The 15791-nt window shown below is 59.0% G+C and carries 15 protein-coding genes; 5 read left to right on the plus strand and 10 right to left on the minus strand.

Annotated features, from left to right (window positions below):
• The first annotated feature begins 252 nt into the window (after positions 1-252).
• From RV1423_RS29055 to RV1423_RS29060, 3 genes are read left to right on the plus strand one after another with little or no spacing between them, the layout of a single operon-like run.
• Entirely contained in the window at positions 253-1353 is a 1101-nt protein-coding gene (locus RV1423_RS29055) for a saccharopine dehydrogenase family protein (protein ID WP_034297364.1), read from the plus strand.
• Positions 1350-1820, plus strand: a complete 471-nt coding sequence (locus tag RV1423_RS13495; protein ID WP_231502264.1) for a DUF2269 domain-containing protein — start codon at positions 1350-1352, stop codon at positions 1818-1820. Before RV1423_RS29055 ends, RV1423_RS13495 begins: the two co-directional genes overlap by 4 nt.
• Before the next feature lie 13 nt (positions 1821-1833).
• Positions 1834-2223 (plus strand): DoxX-like family protein, encoded by a 390-nt coding sequence (locus RV1423_RS29060; protein ID WP_081768817.1) that lies wholly within the window; start codon positions 1834-1836, stop codon positions 2221-2223.
• Positions 2224-2332: 109 nt separating this feature from the next.
• On the opposite strand, the gene RV1423_RS30640 is transcribed toward RV1423_RS29060, so the two are convergent.
• From RV1423_RS30640 to RV1423_RS13520, 5 genes are all read right to left on the minus strand, one after another.
• Positions 2333-2509 (minus strand): hypothetical protein, encoded by a 177-nt coding sequence (locus RV1423_RS30640; protein WP_231502266.1) that lies wholly within the window; start codon positions 2507-2509, stop codon positions 2333-2335.
• A gap of 91 nt (positions 2510-2600) precedes the next feature.
• Positions 2601-3884: an MASE1 domain-containing protein gene (locus RV1423_RS13505; protein WP_231502275.1), complete on the minus strand. Its 1284-nt coding sequence runs from the start codon at positions 3882-3884 to the stop codon at positions 2601-2603.
• Positions 3885-4058: 174 nt separating this feature from the next.
• Positions 4059-4946: a carboxylating nicotinate-nucleotide diphosphorylase gene (gene nadC, locus RV1423_RS13510; RefSeq protein WP_034297366.1), complete on the minus strand. Its 888-nt coding sequence runs from the start codon at positions 4944-4946 to the stop codon at positions 4059-4061.
• Complete coding sequence (nadA, locus tag RV1423_RS13515) at positions 4943-6082, minus strand: quinolinate synthase NadA (protein ID WP_197034939.1); 1140 nt, start codon at positions 6080-6082, stop codon at positions 4943-4945. The genes nadC and nadA overlap by 4 nt, the downstream gene beginning before the upstream one ends.
• A 59-nt stretch (positions 6083-6141) precedes the next feature.
• Entirely contained in the window at positions 6142-7740 is a 1599-nt protein-coding gene (locus tag RV1423_RS13520) for an ABC-F family ATPase (RefSeq protein ID WP_081768819.1), read from the minus strand.
• A 181-nt stretch (positions 7741-7921) separates the two neighbouring features.
• On the opposite strand from RV1423_RS13520, the gene RV1423_RS13525 reads away from it, so the two are divergent.
• Positions 7922-8518, plus strand: a complete 597-nt coding sequence (locus RV1423_RS13525; protein ID WP_081768820.1) for a DUF1439 domain-containing protein — start codon at positions 7922-7924, stop codon at positions 8516-8518.
• Here the strand turns inward: RV1423_RS13525 and ldcA are convergent.
• From ldcA to bglX, 5 genes are all read right to left on the minus strand, one after another.
• Positions 8513-9457 carry a muramoyltetrapeptide carboxypeptidase gene (gene ldcA / locus RV1423_RS13530; RefSeq protein WP_034297373.1) on the minus strand — a complete coding sequence of 315 codons (945 nt, stop codon included), beginning with the start codon at positions 9455-9457 and terminating at the stop codon, positions 8513-8515. The two genes, RV1423_RS13525 and ldcA, sit on opposite strands and share 6 nt — an antisense overlap.
• Positions 9450-10004, minus strand: coding sequence for a tRNA adenosine(34) deaminase TadA (gene tadA, locus RV1423_RS13535; protein ID WP_034297375.1), 555 nt, complete (start codon positions 10002-10004; stop codon positions 9450-9452). Before tadA ends, ldcA begins: the two co-directional genes overlap by 8 nt.
• 21 nt (positions 10005-10025) lie before the next feature.
• Positions 10026-10472, minus strand: a complete 447-nt coding sequence (gene queD / locus RV1423_RS13540) for a 6-carboxytetrahydropterin synthase QueD (protein ID WP_034297377.1) — start codon at positions 10470-10472, stop codon at positions 10026-10028.
• Positions 10473-10592: 120 nt separating this feature from the next.
• Positions 10593-11228: a 7-carboxy-7-deazaguanine synthase gene (gene queE, locus RV1423_RS13545; protein WP_034297380.1), complete on the minus strand. Its 636-nt coding sequence runs from the start codon at positions 11226-11228 to the stop codon at positions 10593-10595.
• Between the two features lie 154 nt (positions 11229-11382).
• Positions 11383-13677: a beta-glucosidase BglX gene (bglX, locus tag RV1423_RS13550; RefSeq protein ID WP_034297382.1), complete on the minus strand. Its 2295-nt coding sequence runs from the start codon at positions 13675-13677 to the stop codon at positions 11383-11385.
• Positions 13678-14116: 439 nt separating this feature from the next.
• On the opposite strand from bglX, the gene RV1423_RS13555 reads away from it, so the two are divergent.
• Entirely contained in the window at positions 14117-15682 is a 1566-nt protein-coding gene (locus RV1423_RS13555) for a glucan biosynthesis protein G (RefSeq protein WP_231502283.1), read from the plus strand.
• The last annotated feature ends 109 nt before the right edge of the window (positions 15683-15791 follow it).

Consider the following 15791-nt stretch of genomic DNA (forward strand, 5'->3'; position numbering starts at 1 on the left):
TTTGTTCGAGGTCTAGCCGCGATTCGAGATCAGCACAGTGACGATGCTGTTTTAAACGCAACGGAACGTCGAGTATTCGGGTGTCGGCTTCCGCCACCATTAGCTGCCGTTGATCAATTTATTAAAAATGCCAGACAAGAAATCTTGGGGGCCGCAAATGCGAATGATAAGTTGCTCTAAACCATGATTGCGCCAAGAGGCGGCACTCTGTGAGATTAATAAACCCATTTTGGATGCAAAAACAATTCAAATATGCACACTATTCTTGTTCTTGGTGGCTACGGTTTTTTTGGGAGTCGTATCTGTCATGCCTTGTCCAAAGAAAAAAACATCCATCTTCTCGTTGGTGGGCGTAACGCTGACAAGGCACAGTCGATGGCGGAACGACTTGGTTTAGACGCCTCTCAAGGTCTATCTATTGACGCCAATGCAGCAGACCTTGCGCAACAACTTTTGGCGCTCAACGTTGACACGGTCATTCATACTGCCGGGCCGTTTCAAGGGCAAGATTACGGTGTAGCGCGTGCCGCTATAGCGGCAGAATCCAATTACATTGACTTGGCCGATGGGCGCGATTTTGTTGCCGGAATCGTCAATCTGGACCAATCTGCCCGTCAGCGAGGCTTAGTAGTCACCAGTGGTGCCAGTTCCTTGCCTGCGCTTTCCTCGGCAGTGGTCGATCACTATTTGAGCAGATTCAGCCGGCTGACTTCAATACGTCATGGAATCGGATCGGGAGCTCGAGCACCGGGAATGGCCACCATGCGGGGAGTGTTCGGATATTGCGGGAAGCCATTTCTCCGTTTAGATTCCGGTCACTGGACTTCTGTAAGAGGATGGCTTGATACGCGACGTCACCGGTTTCCTTCTCCGGTCGGGACACGTTTTCTGGGTAGTTGTGATGTGCCGGATCTCATCCTTTTCCCCAAACGTTATCCACAGGTCACGACGGTCAGTTTCCACGCTGGTTTCGCCAGTGTCTCGGGACATCTTCTTGTAGCAGCGGCCTCGCAACTTGTTCGCCTCGGACTATTGCGCAGCATAGTTCCTCTTGTCGGGCCATTGCATAAGATCAGCCAATGGCTTGAGCCGCTTGTGAGCGACAAAGGTGGGATGTTTGTTTCTATGGAAGGTGACGACGTAAATGGATTACCTCAAACCTTGACGTGGCATTTGATTGCCGGAAGCAATCATGGCCCGCATATCCCGTGCGGTGCATCGATCGCCTTGGCGATAAAACTGGCTAGAGGAGATAAATTACACCTCGGTGCCCAGCCATGCATGGGCATGCTCAGCGTGAAAGATTATCTGACAGCGCTCGACGGTTTGGACGTTCATGAGGTGGCCGCTTGAGTATCTATTTCCTGATCAAATGGCTGCATATTCTCAGCGCCACCGTCTTGTTCGGCACCGGGATCGGGATCGCATTCTTCAAATGGATCACGGATCGCAGCAGCGATGTGCGGGCAATCCGCATCGTCACCGAGCGCACGGTGATTGCGGATTGGATATTTACAACTCCGGCAGTGATATTACAGCCGGTAACCGGACTGATTTTGGTTTATTTGGCTGGATTTCCATTACTGAGCGGCTGGGTATTTTATTCGTTTTTACTGTATCTATTTGCCGGATGTTGCTGGTTACCCGTGCTCGTACTGCAGATCAAAATGCGCGATCTTGCAAGAATTGCAGATCGGCGTGGAATACCGCTACCGGCACAATATTGGCGTCATGCCAGAATCTGGTTTTGGCTTGGCGTGCCGGCTTTCAGTGCGTTGATTGTAGTGTACTGGCTGATGGTCTTTAAACCAACGCTGTGAATACAAGAGATTTATGAGCCAAGATGATCGTGAAACAAGCTTGCGCCGGCTTTATTGGATCACGCGGACAGGGATCGCCTTTATTTGGATATGGACGGCCATTACTTCCTGGTTTTTTTATCCTCATGCCATATCGCTTGAATGGTTGCGCACGTTAGGACTCACATATCAGACAGAGCAGATATTTTCCTCTGCATGTTTACTCGATGCTGGCCTTGGCTTGGCTTCCTTATTTTTTGCTAGCCGGCGACTTTGGCAAGTGCAGTGTATGGTAGTTATCACTTATTCTGTCGCAATCGCCATATGGTTACCTGTCTTCCTGGTCCATCCATTTGGCGCTATTACGAAGAACATTGCGGTATTAGCCTGTTTGTTTTATCTGATTGTGATGGAGAGACGCTAACAGCGTTTTTCCTAACTCAGTTTGACGACAAATCAATTCAGTGGACGTCTACAATCGTCTGCGGAATCAGTTGGCGGCATCGTCGCCGCCGCGACGCGAACGCTTGCGCTCAACACCAACGCCAGCAAGGCCCCATGCACATGCCGATGATGTGCAACTGCTCGTATTGCGACTGCAGTTCGCGATATTGGGCGATCACGGCATCGATCCTTTGCTCGGCGTGCACCGCAATCAATTCCTCCGGCTGCGTGCCGTGGCCCGGCAAGGTGACGGCGTGCGTTTCCACTCCGACTTTTTCAGGATCTCGTACATCGCGCCGAGATCGTATTGCGTACCGCCAAGCCCGTGAATGGGCATGGCGCCGACACGAGCAGTCATTATTCGCGCCGCTCCGATACGATTGCTTCCTCATCGTCTACATGCCAGACACCGGCGATGATCGACGGACTGTCGTCCGGATCGAGCAGACTGCGACTCATGTCGGTGACGGTGATCGTCCGTCCTGCCGAAAGTTGCAGGCGGAACTTCATGCTTGCACGCTCGTCGCCTGCGTCGTCGAACCAGCGTTGGCGCAGGCGCGCCTGATCGAGCGGATGCAGCAAGGCCAGTACCTGATCGAGCGTGGACAACTGTTCGGCCGGCCGGTCCAGCATGCCTGCCACGTTGCCATTCCAGGCGAACGTTTTGCGCACCGGGTCAATGGTGTAGACCAATTGACGACTGACGCCCAGCGCCAACTCGACTTCGCTCTTCCAGCGCGCGACGTTTTCATGCAATTGTTCGCGTGTGGTCTTCAGGGCGCTGATCAGCAGCGACAGCATGGACGCCACGGCCAGGTAGATCTGCAACTCAAGCAAGGCATTGCTGGAATGCAGTTGCACCAGCTCAGCGAAGGGCCCGCGTCCCAGCGAGTTGTAGACGAACGCCATCAGAGACAGCACCGCCACCGCCAGCGCGCCGCCGCGACCGCCCCACAGCAGCGCGACCAGTGCGATAAAAAATAGCGGCACATAGGTCGACGCAAAATCGATGTCGAAAATAACGCGGTCAAGGTCGCTGTCGAACGCCACGTAGCCGCTCACAATCACCGCGATGAACGCCGCCAGCCCGAGCAGGAATTCGGTCCGCGCAATGCCGCCCGAACGTGTGGCCCGGAACTGCGACCAGCCGACGAGCACCGGCGTCATGATGAGAATACCCACCAGATCCGACAAGGCCCACGCGCGCAATGTCGGCCAGAACGGCGTCTCCTGCGTCATCACAAACCAGGCCGCGCCGAAGATGCCGCTGATCACGCTGGCGCCGACGCCGACCATCAGCAGGCCGCGCACGAAATACAGTCCTTCCATCGGGAAAGGCGCGCGCCGCACCTGCCACACGGCTATCGCCGCAACGCCGATTTCGTCGAAGCAGAATAAGGCCATGCGCCAGAGTTCGCGATGCTCCAGCCATCCCAGCAATATCTGTGCGGCGAACAGCAAGACCACCAGCGGGAACCAGCGCGCCGTCGGCGTCAGCAGCAAGGCGCTGACAGTGATGCCGGCGGGGAGCCAGATGTATCCCGTGGCGACGAAGGAACCGTTCAGCGCATGCGACAGGAAGCCGAATACGAAGTACAACGCGGCCCATAGCAACGGTGCGACGAGATTGTTTGACTCCACGATGGATTCCCCGGAGATTGGCGGCAGGTCTGATGGGCGCATCGACCGATGCGGCGCGAGCGTTTGATGCGGCATTTTATCAGGGCCGTCGACGGCCCCGGCCCCAAAACAAAACAACCCGCATGCCTCGAAGGAATGCGGGTTGTTTTGTAAAAAAGAAAACGGAAGTGTCGATCAGGTCACGATGCGCAAGGAATAATCGATGGCCTGCACGTCCTTGGTCAGGCTGCCGACCGAGATGCGATCCACACCGGTTTCGGCGATGGCGCGCACGGTTTCCATGTTGATGCCGCCGGAGGCTTCCAGCACGGCGCGGCGCGCGGTAATCATGACGGCTTCACGCATCATGTCCAGCGAGAAATTGTCCAGCAGGATCGAGGTCGCGCCCGCAGTCAGCGCTTCACCCAGTTCGTCGATGTTCTCGACTTCAACCTGGATGGTGACGCCGGCGTTGAGCTTGATGGCGGCGGTCACCGCGGCGGTGATGCCGCCGGCTGCGGCGATGTGGTTTTCCTTGATCAGGATGCCGTCGTACAGCGCCAGGCGCTGGTTCATGCCGCCGCCGACGCGCACCGCGTACTTCTGCGCCAGACGCAGTCCCGGCAAGGTCTTGCGCGTGTCGAGGATGCGCGCGCGCGTGTCCTTGACCAGATTGACATAGCGATGCGTCGCGGTGGCCACGCCGGACAGCAGTTGCAGGAAATTGAGCGCGCCGCGCTCCGCAGTCAGCAAGGCCCGGGCCGGACCTTCGATGCGGCAGACTTCGGCATCGGCCTTCATCAGATCGCCTTCGCCGAATTTCCAGTCGATACGCAGACGCGGATCAAGGCGCGCCATCACCGCTTCAAACCATGGGGCGCCGCATAGGACCGCTTCCTCGCGCACGATCACGCGTGCATTGACGTATTCGTTTTCCGGCACTAGTTGGCCGGTGTGGTCGCCGCTGCCGACATCTTCGGCGATGGCGAGGTTGACATTGGCGTCGAAGGCTGCCGCCAGCGCGGCGTCGAAAGGCGCAAACGGATTACGCAGATTGCTGGTACTGCTGACGGTAAGACTCATGCTGGGCCGATTCCTGCAAACAGTTTTTGTTCATTCTCCAAGGCGCCGGTCGGGCGCACATTGGCTTTCCTTTGCGCCGCGAAATCCAGCATGCGGTCGATGCAGACCACAGCTTTTTTTCCGATGGTCGGATCAACATGGATTTCGTTGCTGCCGGTTTCCAGCACATGCAACAGGTTCTGCAGACCGTTCATCGCCATCCACGGGCAATGCGCACAGCTCTTGCAGGTAGCGCTGTTGCCTGCAGTGGGCGCATCGATAAAGATCTTGCCCGGTGCGGCGGCGCGCATCTTGTGCAAGATGCCGTTATCGGTGGCGACGATGAACTCCCGGGCGTCCGAGGACTGCACCGCCGCGATCAGTTGCGAGGTCGAGCCGATGACATCGGCTTGCGCGACCACCGCTTCGGGCGACTCCGGATGCACCAGGATCAGGGCCTTGGGATGCTCCTTGCGCAGCAGTTCCAGCTCGACGCCCTTGAATTCGTCATGCACCAGGCACGAACCCTGCCACAGCAGCATGTCGGCGCCGGTCTGCTTCTGGATGTAGCTGCCCAGATGCTTGTCCGGCGCCCACAGTATCTTCTTGCCTTGCTCATGCAGGTGCTTGACGATATCGAGGCCGATCGAGGACGTCACCATCCAGTCGGCGCGCGCCTTGACGGCGGCGCTGGTGTTGGCGTACACCACCACGGTGCGGTCGGGATGGGCGTCGCAGAAGGCGGTGAATTCGTCGACCGGGCAACCGAGGTCGAGCGAGCATGTGGCGTCCAGATCGGGCATCAGGATGCGTTTTTCGGGACTGAGTATCTTGGCGGTTTCGCCCATGAAGCGCACACCCGCAACCACCAGCGTCTGCGCGGCGTGGTCGCGGCCGAAACGCGCCATTTCCAGCGAGTCGGACACACAACCGCCGGTTTCTTCAGCGAGGTCTTGCAAGTCGCCGTCGACGTAATAGTGCGCGACCAATACTGCCTGTTTTTCCTTCAGCAGTTGCCGGATGCGCGCCTTCAGGGCCTGGCGCTCGCCGGCCGAGGGCGCAGCCGGCACCCTGGCCCACGCGTTGGCTGTGCAACTACTGCCGGTCTCCATCTGCGGCCGCTCAAATTCGACGACCTTCATTGCGGTTGCTTGCATGGCTTAGATGATAAAAAAGCGAGCGAAAAAGACGCATAAAAACGCGCGCCTGAAAAAAATTACTGGATGCCCTGGCTGGCCAGATAGTCTTCGTAGCTGCCGTGGAAGTCGATGATCTCGTTTTCCTTCACTTCCAGAATACGCGTCGCCAGCGACGAAACGAATTCACGGTCGTGCGACACGAAGATCAGTGTGCCGGCGTATTTTTCAAGTGCGATATTGAGCGATTCGATCGACTCCATATCCATATGGTTGGTCGGCTCGTCCATCAGCAGGACGTTATGCCTGCCCAGCATCAGCTTGCCGTACATCATGCGCCCTTTTTCGCCGCCGGACAGTACCTGGACCGATTTCTTGACGTCGTCGCCGGAAAACAGCAGGCGGCCGAGAATCGAGCGCACGGCTTGGTCGTCGTCGCCTTCCTGGGTCCATTGGCCCATCCAGTCGGTCAGCGTCTCGCCCTTGGCGAATTCTTCGGTCGGGTCCTGCGGCATGTAGCCGACGTTGGCGTTTTCCGCCCACTTGACCAGTCCGCTGTCGGGATGCAGGCCGGCAACGTCGCCGCCGATGCAGCGCAGCAGCGTGGTTTTGCCGACGCCGTTGGCGCCGATGATGGCGATCTTCTCGCCTGCTTCGACCATGATGCTGAAGTTCTTGAAAATCGGACGATCGTAGGTCTTGCTGATGCCTTGTGTCTCAACGGCCAGGCGATGCAGCTTCTTCTCGCCGTCGAAACGCACGAAAGGATTGGCGCGGCTCGATGGTTTGATGTCTTCGACCTTGATCTTGTCGATCTGCTTGGCGCGCGATGTCGCCTGGCGCGCCTTGGATTTGTTGGCCGAGAAGCGGCGCACGAAGTCTTGCAGTTCCGCAACCTTTTCCTTGGCCTTGGCATTGACCGACAATTGCTGCGCGCGTGCCTGCGAGGACGCCAGCATGTAATCGTCGTAGTTGCCCGGATAAATCTTGAGCGTGCCGTAGTCCATGTCGGCCATGTGCGTACAGACCTGGTTCAGGAAGTGACGATCATGGGAAATGATGATCATGGTGGAATTGCGCTCGTTGAGCATGTCTTCCAGCCAGCGGATGGTGTTGATGTCAAGGTTATTGGTCGGTTCGTCGAGCAGGAGGATGTCCGGATTGGAAAACAGCGCCTGCGCCAGCAAAACGCGCAGTTTCCAGCCTGGCGCCACATTGCTCATCGGGCCTTGATGCTGTTCGATCGCTACCCCCACGCCCAGCAGCAGCTCGCCGGCGCGCGCTTCGGCGGTATAACCGTCGTATTCGGCGAACTTGGCTTCCAGGTCGGCCGCTTTCATGTAGTCGTCGTCGGTGGCATCCGGATTGGCGTAGATGGCGTCGCGTTCGGACATCGCCGCCCACATTTCGGTATGGCCCATCATGACCACGTCCAGCACGCGCATTTCTTCATAGGCGAACTGGTCCTGGCGCAGCTTGCCCAGGCGTTCATTGGCATCCAGGCTGACATTGCCGGCCGAGGGCTCAAGGTCGCCGCCGAGGATCTTCATGAAAGTCGACTTGCCGCAGCCGTTGGCGCCGATCAGACCGTAGCGGTTGCCTTCGCCGAACTTGACCGAGATGTTTTCAAACAGCGGCTTGGGGCCGAACTGCATGGTGATGTTTGCCGTGGATAACACTGAAAAAAGCCTTTACGTATCAAAGTTGCCCGAAATCGAGTCTGACGAGCCGGGTGTAAACCGGTAATTTTACCATTGCAGGCAAAGTCCGGCGCGCCGGCACTCTGAGCAGGAAAAATGCCCAGGAATTATTGCGCCGGGACGAGTTCCAACCAGTTCTTCCCATCACCGGACAAGACCCATGATCAAAACGACAACACGACTCCCCGGCAAACGCCTGCGCGGCCTGTTGGGCGCCGCCATCCTCGCCTGCGGTGCGCTGGCCGCATCCGGCGCCAGTTGGGCGGCCTACAACATCTGGACCAATGAATACACCTTCCCGCAGCAGGACCTGCAATCGGCGATCGCCACGCAATTCCCGCGCAAGCTGCGTTATATGGAAATGTTCGACGTCAACCTCAGCAATCCGCGCCTGACGCTGGACCAAGCAGCCAATCGGCTGACCACGGTGGTGGATGCCCGGATCGACAACAAATTGCTGATGAGCAAGCCGGTGGTCGGCACCTTGTCACTGAGTAGCGCGCTCAAATATGATGCCGCCTCGCGCGCTGTGCGCCTGGACTCGCCGGCAGTGGAAAAAGTCGACATTGCCGGCGTGCCGGCGCTATACGCGGCACAGATCAATGCTATCGGCAACGCCGCCGCCGAACAGATATTGAAGGACTACCCGATCTATACCTTCAAGCCGGAACAACTGGAGATGAACGGCAAACACTTTGAACCCGGCACGATCACGGTGCTGAACGACGGCATCAAGGTCGAGATCAAGCCTTTATAGGGAAGCGCGCAAGGTAGGATAGCCGCTCAGTTCCAGCACAAACCCCTTGTCGTCCGACTGCAAGTCGGCATGCGCGCCGACCGGCAAGGTCACGCGATCGGGGATATGGCCGAACGGCAAGCCGGTCAGGAGAGGCGCCGACAGATGCTGGCGCGCATACGCCAGCATCTGCTCGAAGTTGTAGCCGTTGTCGTAGTCCGACAGGCGGTAGTTGGAAAAATCGCCCAGCAGCACTGCCCTCTGCCGCCCCAGCACGCCGGCATGCTCCAGTTGCAGCAGCATGCGCTCGACGCGGTAGGGATGCTCGTTGACGTCTTCGACGAACAGGATGCCGCCGTCGACTTCCGGGAAATACGGCGTGCCGAGCAAATGCACGATCATCGCCAGGTTGCCGCCCCACAGCATGCCTGAAGTCTTCAGCGTCGGGTTGCCGGTCTCGGCAACGCGGATCGTCTGCGTCGGCTGCGTGACGGTGCGCCAGAAACTGTTCATGGTCATCGCGCTGGGCGTTTCGGCGCCGAAATCACCGCACAGCATGGGCCCAGCGAAACCGGCGGCCCTGGTTTGCGTCAGCAGGGCAAGGTGCAAGGCGGTAATGTCGCTGTAACCGACGAACAGTTTGCCGCTGGCTGCCAACGCACGATAGTTCAGCACCGGCAAGATGCGCGACATGCCATAGGAACCGCGCAATGCAATGACGATCTGCACTTCGGGGTCGGCTGCCGCTTCCTGGATGTGCGCGGCGCGACCGGCATCGGTAGCGCCGAAACGCTGGTGGCGCGCGGCGTGATCATAGTAGCTTTTGACCTTGCATCCCTGCGCTTCCAGCAAGGCAATGCCGCGGCCGACGGCGGCTTCGTCGGGAGCGTAACCGCCCGGAGCGACGATGGCGACGCAGGTGCCGGCGGGTATATGGATATCGGGGGCGAGGTCAGTCATTGGCTTCATCATCGGTTGAATGCGCGTTTGCGAATGCATGCGCGATCGCCTGGCGCTGCAATCGCTCCTGTTTCAGTTGTTCGCGCCGCTCTGCAAAAAAATCCTTCAGCATCTGGCCGCAGGCTTCCGCCATCACGTCGCCGACCAGCTCGGTATGGTGGTTCAATTGCTCCTGTTCGAACAGGTTGACCACCGAGCCGCAGGCGCCGGTCTTGGGATCGGCGGCGCCGTACACCACGCGCGCCAACCGAGCATGCATCATGGCGCCGGCGCACATCACGCAAGGTTCCAGCGTGACATACAGCTCGCAGCCGGGCAAGCGGTAGTTGCCGAGGATCTCGGCCGCCGCGCGCAGGGCCATGATCTCCGCGTGCGCGGTCGGGTCGTGCTTGCCGATCGGCTGGTTGAAGCCGGTCGAGATGACTTCGCCGTCTTTCACCACCACCGCGCCGACCGGCACTTCGCCGAGTTCCCGGGCATGCTGTGCCTGCGCCAAGGCCAGGCGCATGTGCTGGTGCATCTGCGTTAACCGGATCGCTTCGGTCATGGTCCGTTGTCCGTTAATGCTTCAGTCCGCAGTAATTTCCGCCCAGCAGTTGGGCGTTTCATGCAGCACCAGCTTTTGCAGGTGCAGGCCCGTGCCATAGGCATCCTTGTAGGCGGCATTGAGAATGTCGAATGCCGTGCGCGCCAGGTTTTCCACGGTTGGGATACGGTCGATCACGACCGTTTTGTGGTCCGGCAGGCTGGCCAGGAAATCGCGTACCGGCCGGTCTTTTTCGTACACGAGGAAAGCGTGGTCCCAGACATCGACCAGATGCTGTTTTGCCAAGGTCTTGATGTCGGAGAAATCCATGATCATGCCGTTGTCGGAACTGCCTTCGACTTCGATGACCTTGCCGACCAGAGTGATTTCCAGCGTATAGCGATGGCCGTGCAGGTTGCGGCACTGGCTTTTATGATCCGGGATGCGGTGGCCGGCGTCGAATTCGAGTTTACGGGTAATGGTCAGCATAAGGTCGGTACAAGTGCTCTACAGTTTAAAGGTGGAACCGGATTGTCATCAAGCGCATAGCCGGGCGGCCCCGGCCGCCGACGATGGCAAGCATTCATGTGTCGCCAAGAGCGGCCACGTTCAAGGTATCTGCAGCAACTTGTGGGTCTGGATGCTCAGCTTCCACCTGGGGTTATTCTTGACCAGTTCGATCGCCAGCCTGGTATTGCGCGCGGAGTCGGGCCCGTCCATCGGCTGCAGCAGGAAATGCTGGAAATCCAGCGTCTCGTAATCGGCCAGCACCTGGGCCTGCTGCGGAATCACGACCTTCAGTTCGCTGCCTTTAAAGACCTTCAGCTCGGCCCCCATCTTGGGACTGACGCAAATCCAGTCGACGCCGCGCGGCACCGGGATAGTGCCGTTGGTCTCGATGGCGATCTCGAAGCCGACCGCATGCATGCTGGCGATCAGAGCCTCGTCCAGTTGCAGCAAAGGTTCGCCACCGGTGAACACTACGTATTTGCTGGCGGCATACGACGCCGGCCACAAGCGATCGATGGCTTGCGCCAGCTCGTCGCTGGTTTTGAACTTGCCGCCGCCCTCGCCGTCCGTGCCGACGAAATCGGTATCGCAAAACTGGCAAATCGCCTTGCCGCGGTCTTCTTCGCGGCCGGTCCACAAGTTGCAGCCGCTGAAACGGCAAAACACCGCCGGACGACCGGCATGCGTGCCCTCGCCCTGCAAGGTGTAAAAAATTTCTTTGATGCTGTAAGTCACGGTGATCTGGAATGCCGATGGCGCAAAAATGGATTGAGGGCAGCGGGAATGCCGCTATTCGGACGGCAACCATCAAGTACCGACATATTACCACTCTCCACGCCTGTTTCCGGCTTGCCGCCCGGTTCGCGATATGCGAAACGGACGGTTTTCCTCACCGCAATTCGAAGCTTTGCTGCCGCACCGTCCGCGAGTCCAGTCCGATCTGGAGATTGAACTCGCCCGGTTCGGCCACGTATTGCAATCCTGCGTTGAAGAACTTCAACTTTTCGGCATCGACGGTGAAATGGACGACCTTCTCCTCGCCGGCCTTGAGCATGATTTTGCGGAAATCCTTCAATTCCTTGACAGGCCGGACCACGGACGCCGAGACATCCTGCACATACAACTGGACCACGGTGGCGCCGTCGCGCCGGCCGGTGTTCCTGAGCGTCACGCTGGCGTCGAGCTTGCCGTCGCGGTCCAGCGTGCGCGTCGACAACTTCACGTCGGAGAGGCTGAAATCGGTATAACTCAAGCCGTAGCCGAATGGATACAAGGGGCCATTCGCCTCCTCGAAGTACTGCGACGTGTAATTGCCCGGCTTTCCTTCGATGAAAGGCCTGCCGATCCTGAGATGATTGTAGTAAATCGGAATCTGCCCGACCGAGCGCGGAAAGGAAATCGGCAGTTTCCCGGAAGGGTTGTAGTCGCCGAAGAGCACGTCCGCAATCGCATTCCCGCCCTCGGTGCCGCTGAACCAGGTTTCCAGGATGGCATCGGCGTTCTCCCGCTCCCAGTTCAATGCCAGCGGCCGGCCGTTCATCAGGACCAGCACCAGCGGTTTGCCGGTTGCCTTCAGCGCCGCCAGCAAGGCGTGCTGGCTGGCCGGGATGTCCAGGCTGGTCCGGCTGGAGGATTCATGCGACATGCCGCGCGCCTCGCCCACTGCTGCGACGATGACGTCGGCCTGCCCGGCGGCCTTGACCGCTTCGGCGATCATGGCCTCCGGAGAGCGCTTGTCCTGCGTGATCTCCGGCTTATCCCAGTTGAGGTAATTCAGGTAGTCGACGATGTGCTGATTGTCCGTGACGTTGGCGCCGCGCGCGTACACCAGCCGCGCCTTGTCGCCCAACGCTGTGCGCATACCCTGATAGAGCGTGACGGACTGTCTGGCGACGCCGGCAGCCGACCAACTGCCCATGATGTCGATCGGCGCATCGGCCAGCGGGCCGACCAGAGCGATGACGCCGGCCTTTTTCAGAGGCAGTATCTGCTTGCTGTTTTCCAGCAGGACCATCGATCTGCGTGCCACATCCCGTGCTGCGGCGCGATGCAGGCGGCTTTCGGCATTGACGTCGGGCGGATCGCCGGCGGCGGCGCCGATACGGCGGTAAGGATCGTGGAACAGGCCCATGTCGTATTTGGCGCCCAGGATTTCGCGCACGGCGTTGTCGATCTCCGGCTCTTTCACTTCGCCCGACTTGACGAGTCCGGGCAACTCCTGAAGATAAAGGGAGTCATGCATGCTCATATCGATGCCGGCCCGGATCGCCAGTCTGGCCGCCTCGCGGCCGTCTTTCGCGACGCCATGCCGGATCAGTTCGGCGATGGCGCCGTGATCGCTGATGGTGACGCCCCGGAAGCCCCAATCCTTGCGCAGCAGATCCTGCATCAGCCAGGTGTTGGAAGTCGCCGGCACGCCATTGATCGAATTCAGTGCAACCATCACGCCGCCCGCTCCGGCGTCGACAGCAGCGCGGTAAGGGGGCAAGTAGTCCTGGTACATGCGCATCGGGCTCATGTCGACGGTGTTGTAGTCGCGGCCGCCTTCGACGGCGCCGTACAACGCGAAATGCTTGACGCTGGCCATCACGCTGTCGGCGGCGGCAAGCGACTTGCCCTGATACGCATGGACGGCGGTCCTGGCGATCTCGGAAACGAGATACGGATCTTCGCCGAAACCTTCGGATGTCCGGCCCCAGCGCGGGTCGCGCGAGATGTCGACCATCGGCGCGAACGTCATGTCGATGCCGTCGGCGCTGGCTTCCATCGCGGAAGTGCGCGCGCTCAGGCTGACCGCGTCCATGTCCCAACTCGACGCCTGAGCCAGACTGATCGGAAAAATGGTGCGATGGCCGTGCACCACGTCATAGGCGAAAAACAGCGGGATCTTCAGGCGGCTGCGTTTGACCGCGGCATCCTGCAAAGGACGGTTGTCGGCGCGCGTCACCGTGTTGAACGTGCCACCGATGCGGCCGGCGGCGATTTCCTTGAGAAGCTGCGGCTGAGGCATGTCGGAACCGATGCTAATCAGACGCAATTGCCCGATCTTCTCGTCGAGCGTCATCTGGCGCATCACATCGGCGATGAAAGCCGGTTTGTTGTCCAGCAGCGCGACATTCATGTCGGCCAACGCCAGAGGGCTGGCGAGCCATGCAGCCGCGGCCAGCAAATACGACACCTCCATTCGCTTGCGTGTCCGGGTCGTGCGGAAAATCTGAAAAATACTTAGGCCATCCTGTTTCTTGTCGTAGTCGATTGACACCGTTTATCCATTGATTTGATTGAAAAAGACGCGGGCATGCGGGGAGCATCAACGCCGTCGACGCCGACGATGCAAGAAGCACGGCGAATCGATGCGCATTGTGCCATGCAAGCGAAGAATTAACGCCTTTCCTCCGCTCTTTCCGCTCCCTGCTCCCCTTTGCCTGCTGTGATACCCTTTAAGGTTTCCGCCAGAGAGCAAAAACTCGTCGTGACGTCGAAACGCGAAAGCTTAATGGCAAATATTGCCAGCGGCAACAATAACGCCTCCGCGATTCCGCCATGACAGGCGCGCAAACCACCCCTATTCCTATCTCGTTTTCCTGGAGAGATTCGTGATCTTCACCGCTGCAAAAATATCCGTGCGTCAAAAAACGAAATCCGCCCTGCGATGCCTGGCACCCGCCTCCCTGCTGCTCTGCGCCTTGCAGGCGCAGGCATTTTCGTTGGAAGATGTGACCGCCAGAGCGAAGGCGCTGATGGAACAAGCTTATGTTGCGCCGGCCAGCAATCTGCCGCCCGTCTTCAGCCAGATGCAGTTCGCCGATTACCAGCAGATCCAGCCGCGGCCGGAGAAGTTCGAATGGCGCAATCTTGCCACGCCATTCAAGCTGGCGTTTTACCACCAAGGCATGCAGTTCAATACGCCGGTGAAGATCAACGAAATCCACGGCGCGCAAATCGATGAGATCAGATACGATCCGGAGCGCTTCGATTTCGGCAGCCTGGCATTTGACAAGAACGCCACCGCCAAACTGGGCTATGCCGGTTTCCGCGTATTGTATCCGGTCAACAGGAAAGACAAGGAAGACGAAATCATGAGCGTCCTGGGCGCCAGTTATTTCCGGGTAATCGGCAAAAACCAGGTCTACGGCTTGTCGGCACGCGCCCTGGCGATCGACACCGCCGTGGCTAGCGGCGAAGAATTCCCCAACTTTCGCGAATTCTGGATCAGGCGGCCGGCACCGAAGGACGAACAACTGGTCATCTTCGCCCTGCTCGATTCTCCGCGCGCGACCGGCGCCTATCAGTTCACCCTGCGTCCCGGCGAAGATGCGATGGTCGATGTGCAGGCCAGGATATTCCTGCGCAACAGCGTCAACACGCTGGGCATCGCGCCGCTGACCAGCATGTTCCTATTCGGCCCCAACCAGCAATCGGACCGGCGCAACTACCGCCCCGCCCTCCATGACTCCAACGGGCTGGCCATTCATGCCGGCAATGGCGAGTGGCTGTGGCGACCGCTCAACAACCCGCAAAGCCTGGCGGTAAGCGCCTTTCGGATAGACAATCCCAAAGGTTTCGGACTGCTGCAGCGCGGCCGCGAATTTTCACGCTTTGAAGACCTCAAGGATCGTTACGACCTGCGTCCGAGCGCCTGGATCGAGCCGAAAGGCGACTGGGGAAAAGGATCGGTGGAGCTGGTGGAGATTCCCTCGCCGGATGAGACCAACGACAATATCGTGGCCTTCTGGCGGCCAGATGCACTGCCTCCCAAAGGCAGCCCGCTGGAATTCGCCTATCGCATGCACTGGACCATGAACGAACCCGCCCTGCTCGGCAAGGAAGTCGCCTGGGTCAGGCAAACCTTCCATACCGCCGGGGAGTTCACGCAAGCCAACCTGATTCGCCAACTGGATGGCAGCACCGCGTTGCTGATCGATTTTGAAGGCCCGACGCTGGCCAGACTGCCTCACGACGCCGGCGTGAGCGCTCAAATCAGCGTTGACGACAATGCCGAGTTGCTCAGCAGTTCCGTGCAGCCCAACTCGGCGATCCAGGGCTGGCGCCTGACGCTGCGCGTGAAAGTGAAAGATCCCCGCAAGCCGGTGGAAATGCGCGCGGCGTTGGTGCGAAATGGAAAAGCGCTGAGCGAGACCTGGAGCTATCAACTGCCGCCGCATACGGAAGTTGCCCGGCAAAACTGATTTCCGGCTGCGCCGTCTCAGGAGCGCGGCGATATACCCGACACATGCTCGCTGCGTTTTGTAATTCGCGATCTGGCCGTCACATCACTAAAAGGAAGCCCGTTTTCCT

Origin of the sequence: Herbaspirillum sp. RV1423, from assembly GCF_000577615.1 — a bacterium.
In the GTDB taxonomy this organism is placed as follows: Bacteria; Pseudomonadota; Gammaproteobacteria; order Burkholderiales; family Burkholderiaceae_D; genus Herbaspirillum.

Excerpts from the sequence above, each read along its gene's own strand:
- RV1423_RS29055 (WP_034297364.1), top strand. The coding sequence starts at position 253 with ATGCACACTATTCTTGTTCTTGGTGGCTACGGTTTTTTTGGGAGTCGT.
- RV1423_RS29060 (WP_081768817.1), top strand. The coding sequence starts at position 1,834 with ATGAGCCAAGATGATCGTGAAACAAGCTTGCGCCGGCTTTATTGGATC.
- nadC (WP_034297366.1), bottom strand. The coding sequence starts at position 4,946 with ATGAGTCTTACCGTCAGCAGTACCAGCAATCTGCGTAATCCGTTTGCG.
- nadA (WP_197034939.1), bottom strand. The coding sequence starts at position 6,082 with ATGCAAGCAACCGCAATGAAGGTCGTCGAATTTGAGCGGCCGCAGATG.
- RV1423_RS13525 (WP_081768820.1), top strand. The coding sequence starts at position 7,922 with ATGATCAAAACGACAACACGACTCCCCGGCAAACGCCTGCGCGGCCTG.
- ldcA (WP_034297373.1), bottom strand. The coding sequence starts at position 9,457 with ATGACTGACCTCGCCCCCGATATCCATATACCCGCCGGCACCTGCGTC.
- tadA (WP_034297375.1), bottom strand. The coding sequence starts at position 10,004 with ATGACCGAAGCGATCCGGTTAACGCAGATGCACCAGCACATGCGCCTG.
- queD (WP_034297377.1), bottom strand. The coding sequence starts at position 10,472 with ATGCTGACCATTACCCGTAAACTCGAATTCGACGCCGGCCACCGCATC.
- bglX (WP_034297382.1), bottom strand. The coding sequence starts at position 13,677 with ATGGAGGTGTCGTATTTGCTGGCCGCGGCTGCATGGCTCGCCAGCCCT.